Genomic DNA, 14,948 nt, shown 5'->3' on the forward strand with positions numbered 1-14,948 from the left:
CGGCTCGGCCGTTCGGTCACGCGGGGCGGCCGGGGCCGTCGATGTGGCCCCGGCTGTTCGCTCACCCCGGCGCCGTGGCGGGCAGGGGTGCGCCCGGGTCCTCCCGCTCGTCCAGCAGCCAGTTGAGGATGCGGGGGAGTACGGCGAGCGCGTCGAAGTGCGCCGCCGCCGGTTCCAGTACGGCGGTGGCGCCCGGGATCTGCCCGGCGAGCCAGCGGGAGTGGCCCACCGGCGAGAACACGTCCTTCACCCCGTGCCAGAGCAGCACCCGGCCGGTGATGTGGGCCGGTTCGAACCCCCAGGGGCTGCAGAACGCGATGGCGTCGTCGATCCAGCCGTACGCCGAAGTCCGCAAGCCCTCGCTGTAGTTGCGCAGCAGCATGGACCGGATCCCCGCGTCGTTGACCACCATCCGGTCGGAGTCGGTCAGCTCACGGCGCAGATCGTCCAGGAGCCGGACCGGGTCCCGCCGGATCTGCGCCGAGCGGACGATGAAGGACTCCGCGAGGGAGTCCGGGTCGGCGGCGGCCGTGGAGTACGCGAGCACGTTGGACGCGGCCATCCCGTCGAACCAGTCGAGACCGGCCGCACCCCAGGGGGCCAGTGTGACCAGGGCGGCGGTACGGGTCACCCGCTCGGGCAGCAGCGCCGCGCAGGCCAGCGCGTGCGGGGCCCCGCCGGAGCGGCCGACGACGGCGAACCGCTCCAGCCCCAGCGAGTCGGCGATCGCCCGGACGTCCTCGACGACATCGCGGACCCGGCGGCCCTCCTGCCGGTCGCTGCCGCCGTACCCCGGACGGTCGTAGGTGATCAGTTGCGTACGGCGCTGATAGAGGACCATGCCGCGGGGCGCGGGCCCGAGCCGGCTGCCCGGCGTCCCGTGGAGCAGGAACACCGGTCTGCCCCGGGGGTCCCCCCGGCGCTCCACCATCAGATGCCGCCCGTCCGCCGCGCGCACCCGATTGCGCACCCGCGCCTCCTCAGCTCGGTTCCCCCCGGCGTGTGCCGACCGTTCGATGATGACCCATCAGGGCGACAACCGGCACTCCTTGTCGGTTCCTTGTCGACGGCCGGCCAGCCCGTCGTGGGGGCGAAAACCGGACAGGACTAGTCCTCACCCAGAGGCTGCCACCGGTTGCACCGGGTGTTCGCAAACGGAACCGACATGGCATGACCCTGGGTAAGTGAACATGGCGCGGGTGAAGCGTCGGTGTCGTGTGCACGTCCGGAAGTCGGCCTTGTGTGCTCCTGGGCCCCTCGGAATAGTGGGCGCCCCATCCTCCGTGTACGAGCACCCCACTTGCTCCGTGCACGGCCCCACAGGAGGTCGAAGTTGAAGCATCGACGCATATCCAGGAAGCGCGCGACGGTGGCCGGATCGGCCGTGGCCGCCCTGGTCGTAGCGGGTTTCACGTTCCAGAGTGCGAACGCCAGCGATGACGTACCCGAGTTCACGGTCAAGACGCTCGACGCGGACGCGGCCGGAAAGCTCGCCACCACGCTCGACCGGGACCTGGGCGCGGACGCGGCCGGCTCGTACTACGACACGCAGACGAAGGCCCTCGTCGTGAACGTCGTCGACGAGGCCGCCGCCGAGCAGGTCCGCCAGGCGGGCGGCAAGGCCAGAGTCGTGGAGCACTCCCTCGCCGAGCTGAAGTCGGCCCGGCAGACCCTCACCGACCGGGCGACGATCCCGGGCACCTCCTGGGCCGTCGACCCGGTGACCAACAAGGTCCTCGTCACCGCCGACAGCACGGTGGACGGCACGGCCTGGAAGAAGCTCTCGGCCGTGGTCGAGGACCTCGGCGGCAAGGCCGAACTCAACAAGACCGAGGGCGAGTTCAAGCCCTTGATCGCGGGCGGCGACGCGATCTTCGGCTCCGGCTCCCGCTGCTCACTCGGCTTCAACGTGGTCAAGGGCGGCGAGCCGTACTTCCTGACCGCCGGCCACTGCACCGAGTCGGTCACCAGTTGGTCGGACACCCAGGGCGGCTCGGAGATCGGGGCGAACGAGGGCTCCAGCTTCCCGGAGAACGACTACGGCCTGGTCAAGTACACCTCGGACATCGCGCACCCGAGCGAGGTCAACCTCTACGACGGCTCCACCCAGGCGATCACCCAGGCGGGCGACGCGACGGTCGGCCAGGAGGTCACCCGCAGCGGTTCCACCACCCAGCTGCACGACGGCGAGGTCACCGCGCTGGACGCCACGGTCAACTACGGCAACGGCGACATCGTCAACGGCCTCATCCAGACGACGGTCTGCGCCGAACCGGGCGACAGTGGCGGCGCCCTCTTCGCCGGTGACACCGCACTCGGCCTGACCTCGGGCGGCAGCGGCGACTGCTCCTCGGGTGGCACGACGTTCTTCCAGCCGGTCCCTGAGGCGCTCGCCGCCTACGGAGCCGAGATCGGCTGACGCAACACGGCACGGCAGCAAGGAGAGGCCCCCGGCTCGCGCCGGGGGCCTCTCCCATGCGCGTGCGCCCGTGGTCATGCGGTCCGGGCCGGGCCGCGCCCAGCCTCACAACTCGGTCGTCGGGATGCCGAGGTCCTGACGCATGGCGTGCTGCATCGCCAGGATCGCCTCCCACATCTCCATCAGGGAGGCGTGGGCCTCCTGCCACTTCCGCTGATCGTGCTCGGCGCTCCCGGCCAGCGGCGTCAGGAGCTTCCTGGCCTCCGCCAGCGCCACCCGTACCGTCTGGCACCGCCGCAGGACGTCGTCGGGGACGAGCATCTGGGCCTTGGCATAGGTGTCCTGGAACTCGACGCGGGCGACCTCCGTCGCGGGGTCCGGGTCCGCCCCGGAGCGGATGGCGTAGAGGTCTTCCATCATCTGGAACCGATACCGTCGGGCACCGGAGTTCAGGGCGACGTAGGTGTCGCGTCGGCGCTCCAGGTTCGCCTGGGCGTCGTCCATGTGCCGCTTGGCCAGCTCGGAGCGTTGCTGGAGCTCGAACTCCTGGCGGCGGGAGCGCGAACTCACCCACGCGGTGGTGATCGGTGCCAGCAGCGTGCCCGCCACACCCACCACGGCCACCAGTAACGCCACGGTCCCCGTGCTCATCTCTCCCCCCTGCGATGCGGCCCGGATCAACCTTCGGTGAAACGAACACACTCAGGCCCCCGGTGCGGGCAGTCAAGGCCGCCGCCGGGGAACGGGGAGTTGCGCGGCCCCTTCGGCCGTGGTGAGCGGGCCCGGGCACGGACGGCGGAGCCCGGACCGCGATGCCGCGGTCCGGGCCCTACGGGGCGGGTGCCGGTCAGGTGGGGTCAGGCGGTCGGGGCCAGGCTGCCGGAGTCCGCCGCGGCCGGGGCGATGCCGAAGGCGCGTACGGCCTGGTAGTAGGTCCAGGCCGTGCTGTTGCAGGAGGTCCGCTTGGCGCCGGAGTAGGCGGCGCACACGCGCTTGAGGTCCTCGTAGAAGGCGGAGTCGATACGGTCCTTGTTGGCGGAGAACGTGCCGGCGGCCTTGTAGTTCCGGTAGCCGAAGTCGTGGCGGGCACAGGCGGTCTGGAAGGGGAAACCGAAGGGGTTGTCGGGGGAGCTGCTGCAGTAGTCCGTCGACCAGTCGAAGCCGTACGCGGCCCAGGCGCCCTGGTTGTTGCGGGCCGCGTTCCAGGCGTTGTGGCTGGAGGCGCTCGTCTGGGTCCAGGAGCTGAGCACCTGGGGCTTGTCGGCGGGGGCGGCCGAGGAGGGGGCGGCGCTGAGCAGGGTGAGCGGGAGCGACAGGGCGACGGCGGCGAGCGGAGCGGTGAATCGACGACGCATGAGCGATCTCCGTGGGGGTGGGAAGGGGCTGTCCTGGCCGTGCTCCTCGTCGGGTGTACGAGGCCGCTCCAGAATGTCGTCATGAACCTGTCATGCATAGCCGTTGTGCCGACCTGACATCAGGAGTTGGGTGGAACGTCAGATGGGGCCGCCGGAAAGGCGGCCCCATGAACGGATGGCGGGAGCTTTCAGACGGCCGTCGACCCGCCGGACGGCGACGGTGACGACGTCACCTCCGCGCTTCCGTCATCGAGCCCGCCCCGCCGCCGCATCGACAGCAGCAGGGTCAGCGCCGTCCCCGCCACCGCCCAGGCGGAGAGCACCAGCAGCGGGCCGGTGACCGCGTTGCCGCGGAAGTAGGCGATCGAGCGGGCCACCCAGGTGCCCGCGCCCGGGGGGAGGGCCGGGCCGATCGCCCGCCAGAAGTCCGGGAGCATCGGCAGCGGGAAGGCGCCGCCCGCGCTCGGGTTGCCCGCGATGACGATGATCAGGACGGCCAGGCCGATGCCGACGATGCCGGTGAGGGCCTCCAGGGCGAGCGTGGTCATGCCGACCGAGAAGACGACCAGGGCCCCGAGACCGGCCAGGCCCCAGACGCTGCCCGGCAGGGCGCCGAGGATCGGGCCGATGATGATCGCGCCGCCGATGCCGCCCGCGACCGCGTACACCGCCATCACGGCGGTCCGGATCAGCGCGCGCTGCCGGTTGGAGGGCTTGGTCCCGGCGCTGATCGCCAGGATCGAGGCGCAGAGGTAGCCGCCGACGCACCAGCCGACCACCAGGTAGAAGGACGAGAGCCCGTCGAAGTCGTCGGGGGAGGCCGGCGCCACGTCCACGGTCCGTACGGTCCGCTGCTGGCCCGCCTCGACCTGGGTGAGGATCCGCTCCAGGGCGCTGGAGAGCACGGTCCCGCCGCCGGAGGCGACCAGCAGGGTGTCGGTGCGGCCCTCCGGCGAGACGATCAGGGCGCCGTCGATGTCACGGTTCATGATCTGCTCACGCGCCTCGGCCGCGCTGCTCACCGCCCGAGGGTCCAGCGGTCCGCCGGGAAGCCCGTCGAGTTGGCTGACGAGCTGCTGGGACATCTGCTGCGGGGCCACCACCCCGAAGGCCACATCCGTCGGCTTCGGCTTGTGCAGCGCGCCGACGTAGGAGGCGATGAACAGCAGTTGCAGCCCGAGTACGCCGATGACGAGCAGGGCGGCCCGTGGAGTGACGGCGTTCTTCACCTCGTCGACGAAAGTCATGCCCCCACCGTCCGGGCGGGCCGGTGGGGGCGCAGGCGGGGCGGGGCCGAATGGCTCAAGGCCATGCGGCCCCGCGTGCGGGAGCCGCCGCCGGTCGAAGGGTGCACACTGGATATCGTACGAATGTTCGAAGCTGGTCTATGGTGGAGAACAGGGGGTGGTGAGTGACAGAACGGTCGGAACGGTCCAGGAGGTGCGCATGTCCGGTTTCACGCATCTCCATACCGTCTCGGGGTTCTCCCTGCGGTACGGCGCCTCGCACCCCGAGCGGCTCGCCGAGCGTGCCGCCGAGCGGGGGATGGGCGCTCTCGCGCTGACCGACCGCGACACCCTCGCGGGGGCGGTCCGGTTCGCCAAGGCCTGCCGGGCTGGAGACGCCGAGGTCCGGCCGGTCTTCGGGGTGGACCTCGCAGTGGCCTCGTACGAGGAGGGGGCGGGGCGGGCAGGTCGAGCTGCCGTGCGCCCGCGCACTCCCGCGCGCGGCGGTGCCTTTGTCGATGAATCCGCACCCCGTGTGACCTTCCTCGCCCGGGACGGCGCACGCGGCTGGGCCGAGCTGTGCCGGCTCGTCACCGCCGCCCACGCGCGGGGCGTCGGGGGTGCCGGTGACGCCATCGGCCCGCTCCGCGTCACCGGGCCGCCCCTGGTCGGCCCCGTCGCGCTGCCCGCCGACGGGCTGACCGTGCTGCTCGGGCCCGCCTCCGAGGTGGGCCGGGCGCTCGCCGCGGGGCGCCCCGACCGGGCCGCCGCGCTGCTCGCGCCCTGGCGGGAGATGTACGGGGACGACCTGCGCCTCGAAGCCGTCGACCACGGCCGCCCGGGCGCCGGGGCGGGATCGCTGCGGCTGGCCGCCCGTACCCTCGGCTTCGCCGCCGACCAGGGCGTACGGGCCGTGCTGACCAACGCCGTCCGGTACGCGGACCCGGGGCAGGGCCCCATCGCCGACGTCCTCGACTCCGCCCGCCGGCTCGTCCCCGTCGACCCGCGCCGCTCGCCTCTGGACAGCGGCGAGCGCTGGCTCAAGGGCGAGGACGCGATGCGGGACACCGCCGAGCGGATCGCCGCCGCCGCCGGTCTCGGCCAGGGCGCCGCCGCCCGGCTGCTGGCGGAGACCCGGGACACCGCCGACGCCTGCCGGGTCGACCCCGCCGCCGACATCGGGATGGGCTCCATCCACTTCCCCGAACCGCGCCTGGTCGGCGCCGGCCGGCGTACCGCCCAGCGGGTGCTGGCCTCCCGGGCCGCCGCCGGAATGGTGCGGCTCGGCCACGACCGCGACCGCGCGTACTGGGACCGGATGCGTGAGGAACTGGACATCATCGCCCACCACGGCTTCGCCTCGTACTTCCTGACAGTGGCTCAGGTCGTCGACGACGTACGGGAGATGGGCATCCGTGTCACCGCGCGCGGCTCCGGCGCGGGCTCCCTGGTCAACCACCTCCTGGGCATCGCCCACGCCGACCCGCTCGAACACGGGCTGCTCATGGAGCGCTTCCTGTCCAAGCGCCGCTTCGTCCTGCCCGACATCGACATCGACGTCGAATCGGCCCGCCGGCTCGACGTCTACCGCCGGATCATCGAACGCTTCGGACCCGAACGTGTCGCCACCGTCGCCATGCCCGAGACCTACCGGGTGCGCCACGCCATCCGGGACGTCGGCGCCGCGCTCTCCATGGACCCGGCCGAGACCGACCGGCTCGCCAAGGCGTTCCCGCACATCCGGGCCCGCGACGCCCGCGCCGCGATGGAGGAGCTGCCCGAGCTGAAGGAGGTCGCGCGGAACCAGGACCGGTACGGGCGGCTCTGGGAGCTGGTGGAGGGGCTGGACGCGCTGCCGCGCGGGGTCGCCATGCACCCGTGCGGGGTGCTGCTCTCGGACGCCGGGCTGCTGCACCGTACGCCGACCATGCCCACCAGCGGCGAGGGCTTCCCGATGTCCCAGTTCGACAAGGAGGACGTGGAGGACCTCGGGCTGCTCAAACTCGATGTGCTGGGCGTACGGATGCAGTCGGCGATGGCGCACGCCGTCGCCGAGGTGAAACGCGCCTCGGGCGCGGTGGTGGACCTGGACGCCGTACCGCCGGGCGACCCGGAGACGTACCGGCTGATCCGCACCTCCGAGACGCTGGGCTGCTTCCAGATCGAGTCGCCCGGCCAGCGCGACCTGGTCTCCAGGCTCCAGCCCGCCACCTTCCACGACCTGGTCGTCGACATCTCGCTGTTCCGGCCCGGGCCGGTCGCCGCCGACATGGTGCGGCCGTTCATCGAGGCCCGGCACGGCCGCGCGCCGGTCCGCTACCCCCACCCTGACCTGGAAGAACCCCTGCGCGGCACCTACGGCGTGGTCGTCTTCCACGAGCAGATCATCGAGATCGTCGCCATCATGACCGGCTGCGGCCGGGGCGAGGCCGACCGGGTGCGGCGCGGACTCTCCCACCCCGAGTCGCAGGGGCTGATCAAGGTCTGGTTCGCCCGGCACGCGGCGGCCCGGGGGTACGACGCCGAGGTGATCGCCCGGACCTGGAAGATCATCGAGGCGTTCGGCAGCTACGGCTTCTGCAAGGCGCACGCCGTCGCGTTCGCCGTACCGACGTACCAGTCGGCCTGGCTCAAGGTGCACCATCCGGCCGCCTTCTACGCCGGTCTGCTCACCCACGACCCCGGGATGTACCCGAAGCGGCTGCTGCTCGCGGACGCCCGGCGGCGCGGGGTGCCGGTGCTGCCGCTGGATGTGAACCGGTCGGCGGTCGCCCATCGAATCGAACTGGTGTCTGATGAGGGGGATCGGAAGGAGGCCTGGGGGCTGCGGCTCGCGCTCTCCGATGTCCACGGCATCAGCGAGGCCGAGGCCGCCCGGATCGAGGAGGGGCAGCCGTACACCTCGCTGCTGGACTTCTGGCAGCGGGCCCGCCCGGGCCGCCCGGTCGCCGAACGGCTCGCGCAGGTCGGTGCGTTGGACGCCTTCGGCGCCAACCGCCGCGACCTGCTGCTGCACCTCTCCGAGCTGCACCGCGCCCACCGGAGCACCGGCTCGGGTGCCCGCGGTGGGCAGCTTCCGCTGGGGGACGGGCACCGCACGGGCTCGCTCGGGCTGCCCGACCTCAACGAGACGGAGCGGCTGAGCGCCGAGCTCGGGGTGCTGAGCATGGACGTCTCCCGCCATCTGATGGGGGATCACCAGGTCTTCCTGGACGAGCTGGGCGTGGTCTCCGCCAAGCGGCTGCGCGAGGCCCGGCACGGCGAGACCGTGCTGGTCGCGGGGGCCAAGGTGGCCACCCAGACGCCGCCGATCCGCTCCGGCCGCCGGGTCGTCTTCACCACCCTGGACGACGGCACGGGCCTCGCCGACCTGGCGTTCTTCGAGGACAGCCACGCCGCCTGCGCACACACCGTCTTCCACTCCTGGCTGCTGCTGGTACGCGGAGTGGTGCAGCGGCGCGGCGCGCGCAGCCTGAGCGTGGTCGGCGCGGCCGCCTGGAACCTCGCCGAACTGGCCGAACTGCGGCGCACCGGAGGGCTCGACGCGGTGGCGGCGCGGCTGGCGGAGGAGACACCGGAGGAGGGCGACGAGCAGGAGGTGCCCGGGACCGGACGTCGTATACGGATGGAGACCGGTTACGAGATGAACCCCTGGGCCGACCTTCAGCCACCCGGCGAAGGGCCGCCCACCGGAAGGAAGTTGTGGCACCAGTCGCAGGGGAGCGCGGGATGACGGAAGTCTCAGGAGGCGTCCTGTACCTGCGGTTCCGCAGGACCACCGGCGGGCCCCCCGACAGCGCCGGCTACACCGGGCTGCTCGCCCTGCTCGGCGCGTTCACCCCGGTCGTCGAGGCCGCACCGCCCGACGGGGCGCTCGCCGATGTGGGCGGCGCGCTGCGCTACTTCGGGCGGGACGCGCAGGGCCTGGCCTCGGTGATCCGGGTCCGGGCGCTCGCCCTGCACGGGGTGGACTGCGCGATCGGGGCGGGGGCCAACCCCATGGTGGCCCGGATGGCCGCTCGGCGGGCGGCGCCCGGGACCACCTTCGTGGTGGACCGGGGCGACGAGGCGGCGTTCCTCGCACCGCTCCCGGCCGCTGCCCTGGACGGTGTCGGGGCGGCCACGGCGCGCACCCTGTGCGGTTACGGGCTCGACTCCGTCGGCCGGATCGCCGCCGCACCCCTGGCCACGCTCCAGCGCATCACCGGCGTACGTACCGGGCGCGAGCTGTGGGAACGGGCGCGGGGCATCGACCGTACCCGGGTCGTCCCGAACGCCGCCGCCCGCTCCCTCGCCGCCGAACGCTCCTTCCCGCGCGACGAGTTGTCCCCCGAGCAGCACCGCCGCGCCCTCCTCTCGCTCACCGAGGAGCTGGGGGCGCGGCTGCGGGGCGAGGGGCAGGTGTGCCGGTCGCTGGCGGTCTCGGTGCGGTACGCGGACCGGACCGGTTACGCGACGCTGACCCGGAGCCGGACGCTGGGGGAGCCGACCGCGCACTCGGCCGCGCTCACCGCGCTCGCCTACCGGATCCACGAGTCCTTCGGGCTCCAGCGGGCCCGGGTGCGGGGGATCGCGCTGCGCGCGGAGGGGTTGACCGACGCGGGCCGGGCCTCCCGCCAGCTCACCTTCGACCCGGCGGACGAGCGGTCGCGCCGCATCGAGGAGGTGGCGGACCGGCTGCGGGAGAGGTTCGGGCCGGGTGCGGTGAAGCCGGCGGGACTCGCGGCCTGAATGGCGGGATTGACGTCCGTACTCGATCTACGGTGAGACCGCGCCACTTTTTACCGACGCGTAACTTCCCACCGAACCTTACTCGTGCGTAATTTGGCATGAGCACATAAAGCTTGTGGTCCGGGCCACAGGGCGCACCGCCATCGCACCTCCCTTGAGCCGCAAGGAGACCACACGATGCTGCCCTGGTTCCGTGCTGCGCGCGTTCCCCGCACGCGCAGCGTCTTCGCCGCCCTGCTGTTGGCCCTCACCCTCCTGGTCGCCCCCACGGCGACAGCGACGGCGGCCCCCAGCGCCGCGGCGGCCACCTCACGTGGCTGGAACGACTACTCCTGCAAGCCCTCCGCCGCCCATCCCCGCCCCGTCGTCCTTGTCCACGGAACCTTCGGGAACTCGATCGACAACTGGCTGGTCCTCGCCCCCTACCTGGTCAACCGGGGCTACTGCGTCTTCTCCCTCGACTACGGCCAGCTCCCCGGCGTGCCGTTCTTCCACGGCCTCGGCCCCATCGACAAGTCCGCCGAACAACTCGACGTGTTCGTCGACAAGGTGCTCGCCTCCACCGGAGCACCGAAGGCCGACATCGTCGGTCACTCCCAGGGCGGCATGATGCCGAACTACTACCTGAAGTTCCTGGGCGGCGCCCCCAAGGTCAACGCCCTCATCGGCCTCGCCCCGGACAACCACGGCACCACGCTGCTCGGCCTCACCAAGCTGCTGCCGTACTTCCCCGGCGTGGAGAAATTCATCAGCGACAAGACCCCCGGCCTCGCCGACCAGGTCGCCGGATCCCCCTTCATCACCAAGCTCACCGCGGGCGGCGACACCGTTCCCGGCGTCCGCTACACCGTCATCGCCACCAAGTACGACCAGGTGGTGACCCCGTACCGCACGCAGTACCTGGACGGACCGAACGTACGTAACGTCCTGCTCCAGGACCTGTGCCCGCTGGACCTGTCCGAGCACGTGGCGATCGGGACCGTCGACCGGATCGCCTTCCACGAGGTGGCGAACGCGCTCGACCCGGCGCGCGCGACCCCGACGACCTGCTCCTCGGTCATCGGCTGACATACGACATACGAAGCACGACGGGCCGAGGCCACTGTCCGGTGGGGGCGGACAGCGACCTCGGCCCGTTTTCATGTCCTACGGCGTGGGTCAGCGGCTGTGGCGACCGGTGGAGGCGGTGGCCCGGCGACGCTGCGAGGAGAACAGCACGGCAGCGCCGACGGCGAGTACGGCGGCCCCGCCCATCGCGAGGTAGGTGCTGCTGCTCGACCCACCGGTCTCGGCGAGCACATCGTCCTGCCCGGCGGCGTTGGCCTGCGGCGCGTTGCCCTCGCCGGCGGTCCTGGGCGCAGCCTCAGCCTCAGGCTCGGCGGCCGGAGCGGCGGCGTTGACCTTCGCCCCGGTCTTCGCGTCGTCGTCACCGTGCCCGTTGTGCTCGACGGAGGACTTCTCGGCGCCCTCGGTGATCGCGTCCTCGGAGGGAGCGGAGGGGGCGGGAGCCGGCGCACTCTCCTGAGGCTTGGGCGCCTCGCTGGCGGGCTTCTCCTCCTGAGCGTCACCGCCACCCGCACCGCCCGTCCCCGCCGAACCGCCGCCGAAGACCACGTCCGAGCAGGCGTAGAAGGCCTCGGGGGAGTCGGAGCGCTGCCACACCGTGTAGATGAGCTGCCGCCCCGCCGCGTCCGGAATGGTCCCGTCGAACACGTACGAACCGTCCACCAGCGCCGGGTCGGTGGCCTCGGCGAAGGGCTTGGCCTCCAGGTCGGACCAGGCCAGCGGCTTCGTCGGGTCGTAGCCCGGCTTGGTGAGGTACAGCTCGAAGGAGCCCTTGTGCGGGGCCGTGGCCCGGAACTTGAAGGTGTGCTTGCCCGCCTTCACGGGGGAGGCCGGCCAGTCGGCACGCGGCAGGTCGAGCCCCTTGAACTTGTCGTTGGCCGCGCTGCACAGCTTGCCGTCCGGGATCAACTCGCGGTGCTTGCCAGCCGCGTTGGCGATGTTGACCCCGTTCCAGTCGTACAGCGCCTGCGTCCCGCCCGCCGCGACCGCCGCCTTGCACGCCGCCGACACCGGGCTCTCCGGCCCCTCCGCGAAGCACGCGGACACCCGGCTCACCGGGTCGGTGAGCGAACCGTGGGCCAGCGCCGGAGAGGCGGTGAGTCCGGCCAGCGCGAACGGTGCGAAGCCGAGGGCGACGATCCCGGCGGCCTTGCGACGAGCGGTCATGGAGGGTTCTCCTTCGGAGCGGCACAACGGTGGGGCGCCGGGCCTTCGATCCGTCCCGGCGATCAGCAAGCTAGCCGCTCTGAAGGGCCAAAAAGCCTGCTGGATGGGGTGAAGGGCATCCTTATGGTCGCTTTAAGGAGGGGCTAAGAGGGCGCTGAGGTGGAAGCTTGCTGAGCGGGAGCGAAGCCCACGTCAAAGCGTTTCACCGTCCATGACCGTTCACGTGCGTGCGCCCTCCGTCGCGGGTAGTGGCTCCCCACCTGGCTCCCCCTCCGTTCGTGCGGAGCAATCCTGATGAGAGTGGTCAGTTCATCTACTTCTGGCCCCTGTGCACGGGGACATCGATCCCGGAGGACCTGTGGCGGGACCGGATGTGGCTGGATACGCGGGTGTAGCTGGGAGAACGGTGGGCCCGGCACCTGGTGGCGCCGGCCCCGCCGTGGTCGTTGGTGGCTGTTGGTCGTCGTAGGCCGTCCGCTGACGGCCCCCAGACGGCCCGGGGGAAGCCATCCATGCAAAGCCCGTCTACTGACGCCAGCGTTCCCGATGGTGGCGGACACACTCCAAGTGGACGGCAGCGGATGTGCCGTCGATCGAGACCAAGGCTGAGAGGTCGCGCGGCTCCGCTCGTATGGCTGAAGCACTCGCAGTATCAGTGGCCGGGCAGCACTGGCGTTGACTGACGGAAGAACCGTCTTTCTGCCCACGGATCCCTGCAGGGACAGTACAATCGCGAATAACCGAAGCCAACACGCATTGCACATTTGAAAGGTGGCCGCAACGTTGACCGCAGCATGGCCGATCGAAGTCCAAATCACAATCACTAACGCCAGCAACAGAATGCAACTTGAGTCCCTGGATTCATGGCTCCGACTGGACCCCGCTTTCCGTGGGCGAACGAAACTTTCCGGCAATCCTTCTGATGGCGATCTCGGAACTGCGATTGAACTTCTCGCAGTTGCTATCGGCAGCGGCGGCGTAATTTCCGTTCTGGCAACCTCCCTTAGTTCATGGTTTCAGCAACCAAAGAAATCCGATATCACACTGAAAGTAACTGGACCAAGCGGTTCAAGTGTCGAGATTGAGGCAACGAGAGCGACCGTACAAGAGGTCACGGATCTGCTGAAAAATGCGCTTGAGGCCAGCAAAGCAGAGGGCGAATGAGACTACCAGATAGCGAGAAGTCTCGAATTGTCCTAATCGGCTGTTCTGAATACAGGTCACCTGAACTGGCAGATGTGCCCGGCATCAAGAACAATGTATCAGCGCTTTCCGAGACTTTCACAAATGAAATTACAGGTATCATTGCGCCTAAAAATTGCACCACTCTGCTAGATCCTGTAGATCAGTCCAGCGTTGGGGAACTGGTAACTACTGCGGCAGAGCAAGCCGAAGATCTTCTACTAATCTATTATGCGGGGCATGGTTTGCTGAGTTCCGCGCGGCACGAGCTTTTTCTATCCACCGTAAACACGTCGCCCGGGTTGCGACTCCCTTTCACTGGGGTCGACTATTCATCTATTCGTGACGCCTGCATGGAGAGTAGGGCCCGTACGCGAGTAGTAATTTTGGACTGTTGCTATTCCGGTCGGGCGATCACGGGATCACTCTCTACGTCCGAATCGGATGCAGAATTCTTCAACCAAGTACGAGTGGATGGCACTTACGTGCTGGCCGCCTCGCCGGGGCACGGGGTAGCGAAGGCTAACCCCGGAGATCGCTTCACGGTTTTTTCTGGCGAGCTTCTCCGAATCCTCCGAGAAGGGATCCCCGAGGGAGAGAGTCTCCTGACGCTCAACTCCATTTACAAGCATCTACAGATCTCGCTTCGCGCCAGCGGAAGCCCCATCCCGCAGCAGCAAATCACCGAAAATTCTGACGTGATGGCCCTGGGTAGAAATTCCGCAGTCAGTCATGATGGGGTTTCCGACCGGTACGCCATCGTAACTCCGGTCATCGATGAAGTCACCATTAATCCCCTCAGCTCAGGAACGTTCGTTGACGATGTGACACTCAATGTTCCAAAAGTTCCCCTGACGCTTGCCGGCCGAGATGAACTAATCCGCACCAAGCCGCCGCAATGGGATTATCTTCTCTATGCCTCTTCCCTGAGGCTCGGCATGGACTCTCTGAGCGAAAAGTGGGCGCGGTATGAGGCCGGTCGCTCATCCAAATCACGGAGAATGAGCGTAGCGCAGCTCTGCCACTACGTAGATAACTCTCTCGATAAGATCCAGAAAATAACCAGCAGAATTGACGAATGCCTCAGTCAGGAGCTGCAAGATAAGGCATTCGAAGTATCTCCCGACCACGCGGACCCCGAGCTAATTAAGCGCATGGCGAGCGAGCTGGTCGGCGTCTATGAAGATTACATGGACTGGGCTATGGCAATCAGAGGCATCGTCGCGCCACATAGAGCGGCACGCTTGATCGAGATGACTGCGCTAATCGCGGACACCCCGGTCCGCCAGGTCAAGGATTTCATCAATCAGTACTTTTCTGAGATCGACGCCTTGGGTGATCGATACGCCACGGGAGAAGCAGCATCTATCAGCGTCAACCTCACACTTGAAATCACGGTGGACAACGGCATTCTTGAGGCCTTTCTCGATGAACGTAAGCGACTAAACTGACTCATCGCGCCAGAGATTCACCACCATTCACTCAGCTCGGGGACGGAACGGTGCCCACTGCCAGCAGGTGAGAGCTCGCGGCAAGGAGTTCCCGGGTATGGCTCTGCCATGCGGGCCGCATCCATGGCGGAGGCGATCAGCTCGTCCGTGGGGCCTTCGCCCGGCTGCTGTTCTGCCGCCTTACAGCGGCTAACACAATGAGTTGATCTGTCGGTGGGTGATGAGGCAGCAGGCGAGTTTGAGGAAGGCTTCGTGGGTGTCGGCTCGGCGTTCCCAGCGGATGCGGAGGCGTTTGAAGCCGTGGAGCCAGGCGAAGCTGCGTTCGACGACCCAGCGGTAGGTTCCCAGTCCG

Annotated in this window: 12 protein-coding genes and 1 pseudogene; 6 read left to right on the top strand and 7 right to left on the bottom strand. The window is 69.3% G+C overall.

Annotated features, from left to right (window positions below; genetic code table 11):
• Nucleotides 1–61: 61 nt before the first annotated feature.
• Nucleotides 62–970, bottom strand: a complete 909-nt coding sequence (locus tag ACFWRT_RS33010) for an alpha/beta fold hydrolase (protein ID WP_380955056.1) — start codon at nucleotides 968–970, stop codon at nucleotides 62–64.
• 363 nt (nucleotides 971–1,333) lie between these two features.
• On the opposite strand from ACFWRT_RS33010, the gene ACFWRT_RS33015 reads away from it, so the two are divergent.
• On the top strand, nucleotides 1,334–2,419 hold the full coding sequence (locus tag ACFWRT_RS33015) for a S1 family peptidase (RefSeq protein ID WP_380955057.1): 1,086 nt from the start codon (nucleotides 1,334–1,336) through the stop codon (nucleotides 2,417–2,419).
• Between the two features lie 105 nt (nucleotides 2,420–2,524).
• On the opposite strand, the gene ACFWRT_RS33020 is transcribed toward ACFWRT_RS33015, so the two are convergent.
• The 3 genes from ACFWRT_RS33020 to ACFWRT_RS33030 all read right to left on the bottom strand — a co-directional run bounded on the left by ACFWRT_RS33020 (nucleotide 2,525) and on the right by ACFWRT_RS33030 (nucleotide 5,021).
• On the bottom strand, nucleotides 2,525–3,070 hold the full coding sequence (locus ACFWRT_RS33020; RefSeq protein WP_380955058.1) for a hypothetical protein: 546 nt from the start codon (nucleotides 3,068–3,070) through the stop codon (nucleotides 2,525–2,527).
• A 206-nt stretch (nucleotides 3,071–3,276) separates the two neighbouring features.
• Nucleotides 3,277–3,774 carry a phospholipase gene (locus ACFWRT_RS33025; RefSeq protein WP_380955059.1) on the bottom strand — a complete coding sequence of 166 codons (498 nt, stop codon included), beginning with the start codon at nucleotides 3,772–3,774 and terminating at the stop codon, nucleotides 3,277–3,279.
• A 188-nt stretch (nucleotides 3,775–3,962) separates the two neighbouring features.
• Complete coding sequence (locus tag ACFWRT_RS33030) at nucleotides 3,963–5,021, bottom strand: DUF3533 domain-containing protein (RefSeq protein WP_380955060.1); 1,059 nt, start codon at nucleotides 5,019–5,021, stop codon at nucleotides 3,963–3,965.
• A gap of 199 nt (nucleotides 5,022–5,220) precedes the next feature.
• On the opposite strand from ACFWRT_RS33030, the gene ACFWRT_RS33035 reads away from it, so the two are divergent.
• The 3 genes from ACFWRT_RS33035 to ACFWRT_RS33045 all read left to right on the top strand — a co-directional run bounded on the left by ACFWRT_RS33035 (nucleotide 5,221) and on the right by ACFWRT_RS33045 (nucleotide 10,799).
• Nucleotides 5,221–8,733, top strand: coding sequence for a DNA polymerase III subunit alpha (locus tag ACFWRT_RS33035; protein WP_380955061.1), 3,513 nt, complete (start codon nucleotides 5,221–5,223; stop codon nucleotides 8,731–8,733).
• Nucleotides 8,730–9,731, top strand: coding sequence for a DNA polymerase Y family protein (locus tag ACFWRT_RS33040; protein ID WP_380955062.1), 1,002 nt, complete (start codon nucleotides 8,730–8,732; stop codon nucleotides 9,729–9,731). The genes ACFWRT_RS33035 and ACFWRT_RS33040 overlap by 4 nt, the downstream gene beginning before the upstream one ends.
• Before the next feature lie 177 nt (nucleotides 9,732–9,908).
• Nucleotides 9,909–10,799, top strand: coding sequence for an esterase/lipase family protein (locus ACFWRT_RS33045; RefSeq protein WP_380955063.1), 891 nt, complete (start codon nucleotides 9,909–9,911; stop codon nucleotides 10,797–10,799).
• 90 nt (nucleotides 10,800–10,889) lie between these two features.
• Here ACFWRT_RS33045 and ACFWRT_RS33050 read toward each other — a convergent pair whose 3' ends face one another.
• Nucleotides 10,890–11,963 carry a lytic polysaccharide monooxygenase auxiliary activity family 9 protein gene (locus ACFWRT_RS33050; protein ID WP_380955065.1) on the bottom strand — a complete coding sequence of 358 codons (1,074 nt, stop codon included), beginning with the start codon at nucleotides 11,961–11,963 and terminating at the stop codon, nucleotides 10,890–10,892.
• A 771-nt stretch (nucleotides 11,964–12,734) separates the two neighbouring features.
• Between ACFWRT_RS33050 and ACFWRT_RS33055 the strand changes: the two genes are divergently transcribed.
• Both ACFWRT_RS33055 and ACFWRT_RS33060 read left to right on the top strand, forming a co-directional pair.
• Nucleotides 12,735–13,127, top strand: coding sequence for an effector-associated constant component EACC1 (locus ACFWRT_RS33055; protein WP_380955067.1), 393 nt, complete (start codon nucleotides 12,735–12,737; stop codon nucleotides 13,125–13,127).
• Nucleotides 13,124–14,596: a caspase family protein gene (locus ACFWRT_RS33060; RefSeq protein WP_380955069.1), complete on the top strand. Its 1,473-nt coding sequence runs from the start codon at nucleotides 13,124–13,126 to the stop codon at nucleotides 14,594–14,596. The genes ACFWRT_RS33055 and ACFWRT_RS33060 overlap by 4 nt, the downstream gene beginning before the upstream one ends.
• 31 nt (nucleotides 14,597–14,627) lie before the next feature.
• Here ACFWRT_RS33060 and ACFWRT_RS33065 read toward each other — a convergent pair.
• A pseudogene (locus ACFWRT_RS33065) lies at nucleotides 14,628–14,787 on the bottom strand (SAM-dependent methyltransferase); the annotation flags it as partial.
• Nucleotides 14,786–14,948 (bottom strand): transposase (locus tag ACFWRT_RS33070; protein WP_380955071.1); only part of this gene is annotated, 163 nt, incomplete at its 5' end. The pseudogene ACFWRT_RS33065 and the gene ACFWRT_RS33070, both read right to left, overlap by 2 nt.

It is taken from the genome of Streptomyces cyaneofuscatus (assembly GCF_042718795.1).
Lineage (GTDB): Bacteria > Actinomycetota > Actinomycetes > Streptomycetales > Streptomycetaceae > Streptomyces > Streptomyces cyaneofuscatus_A.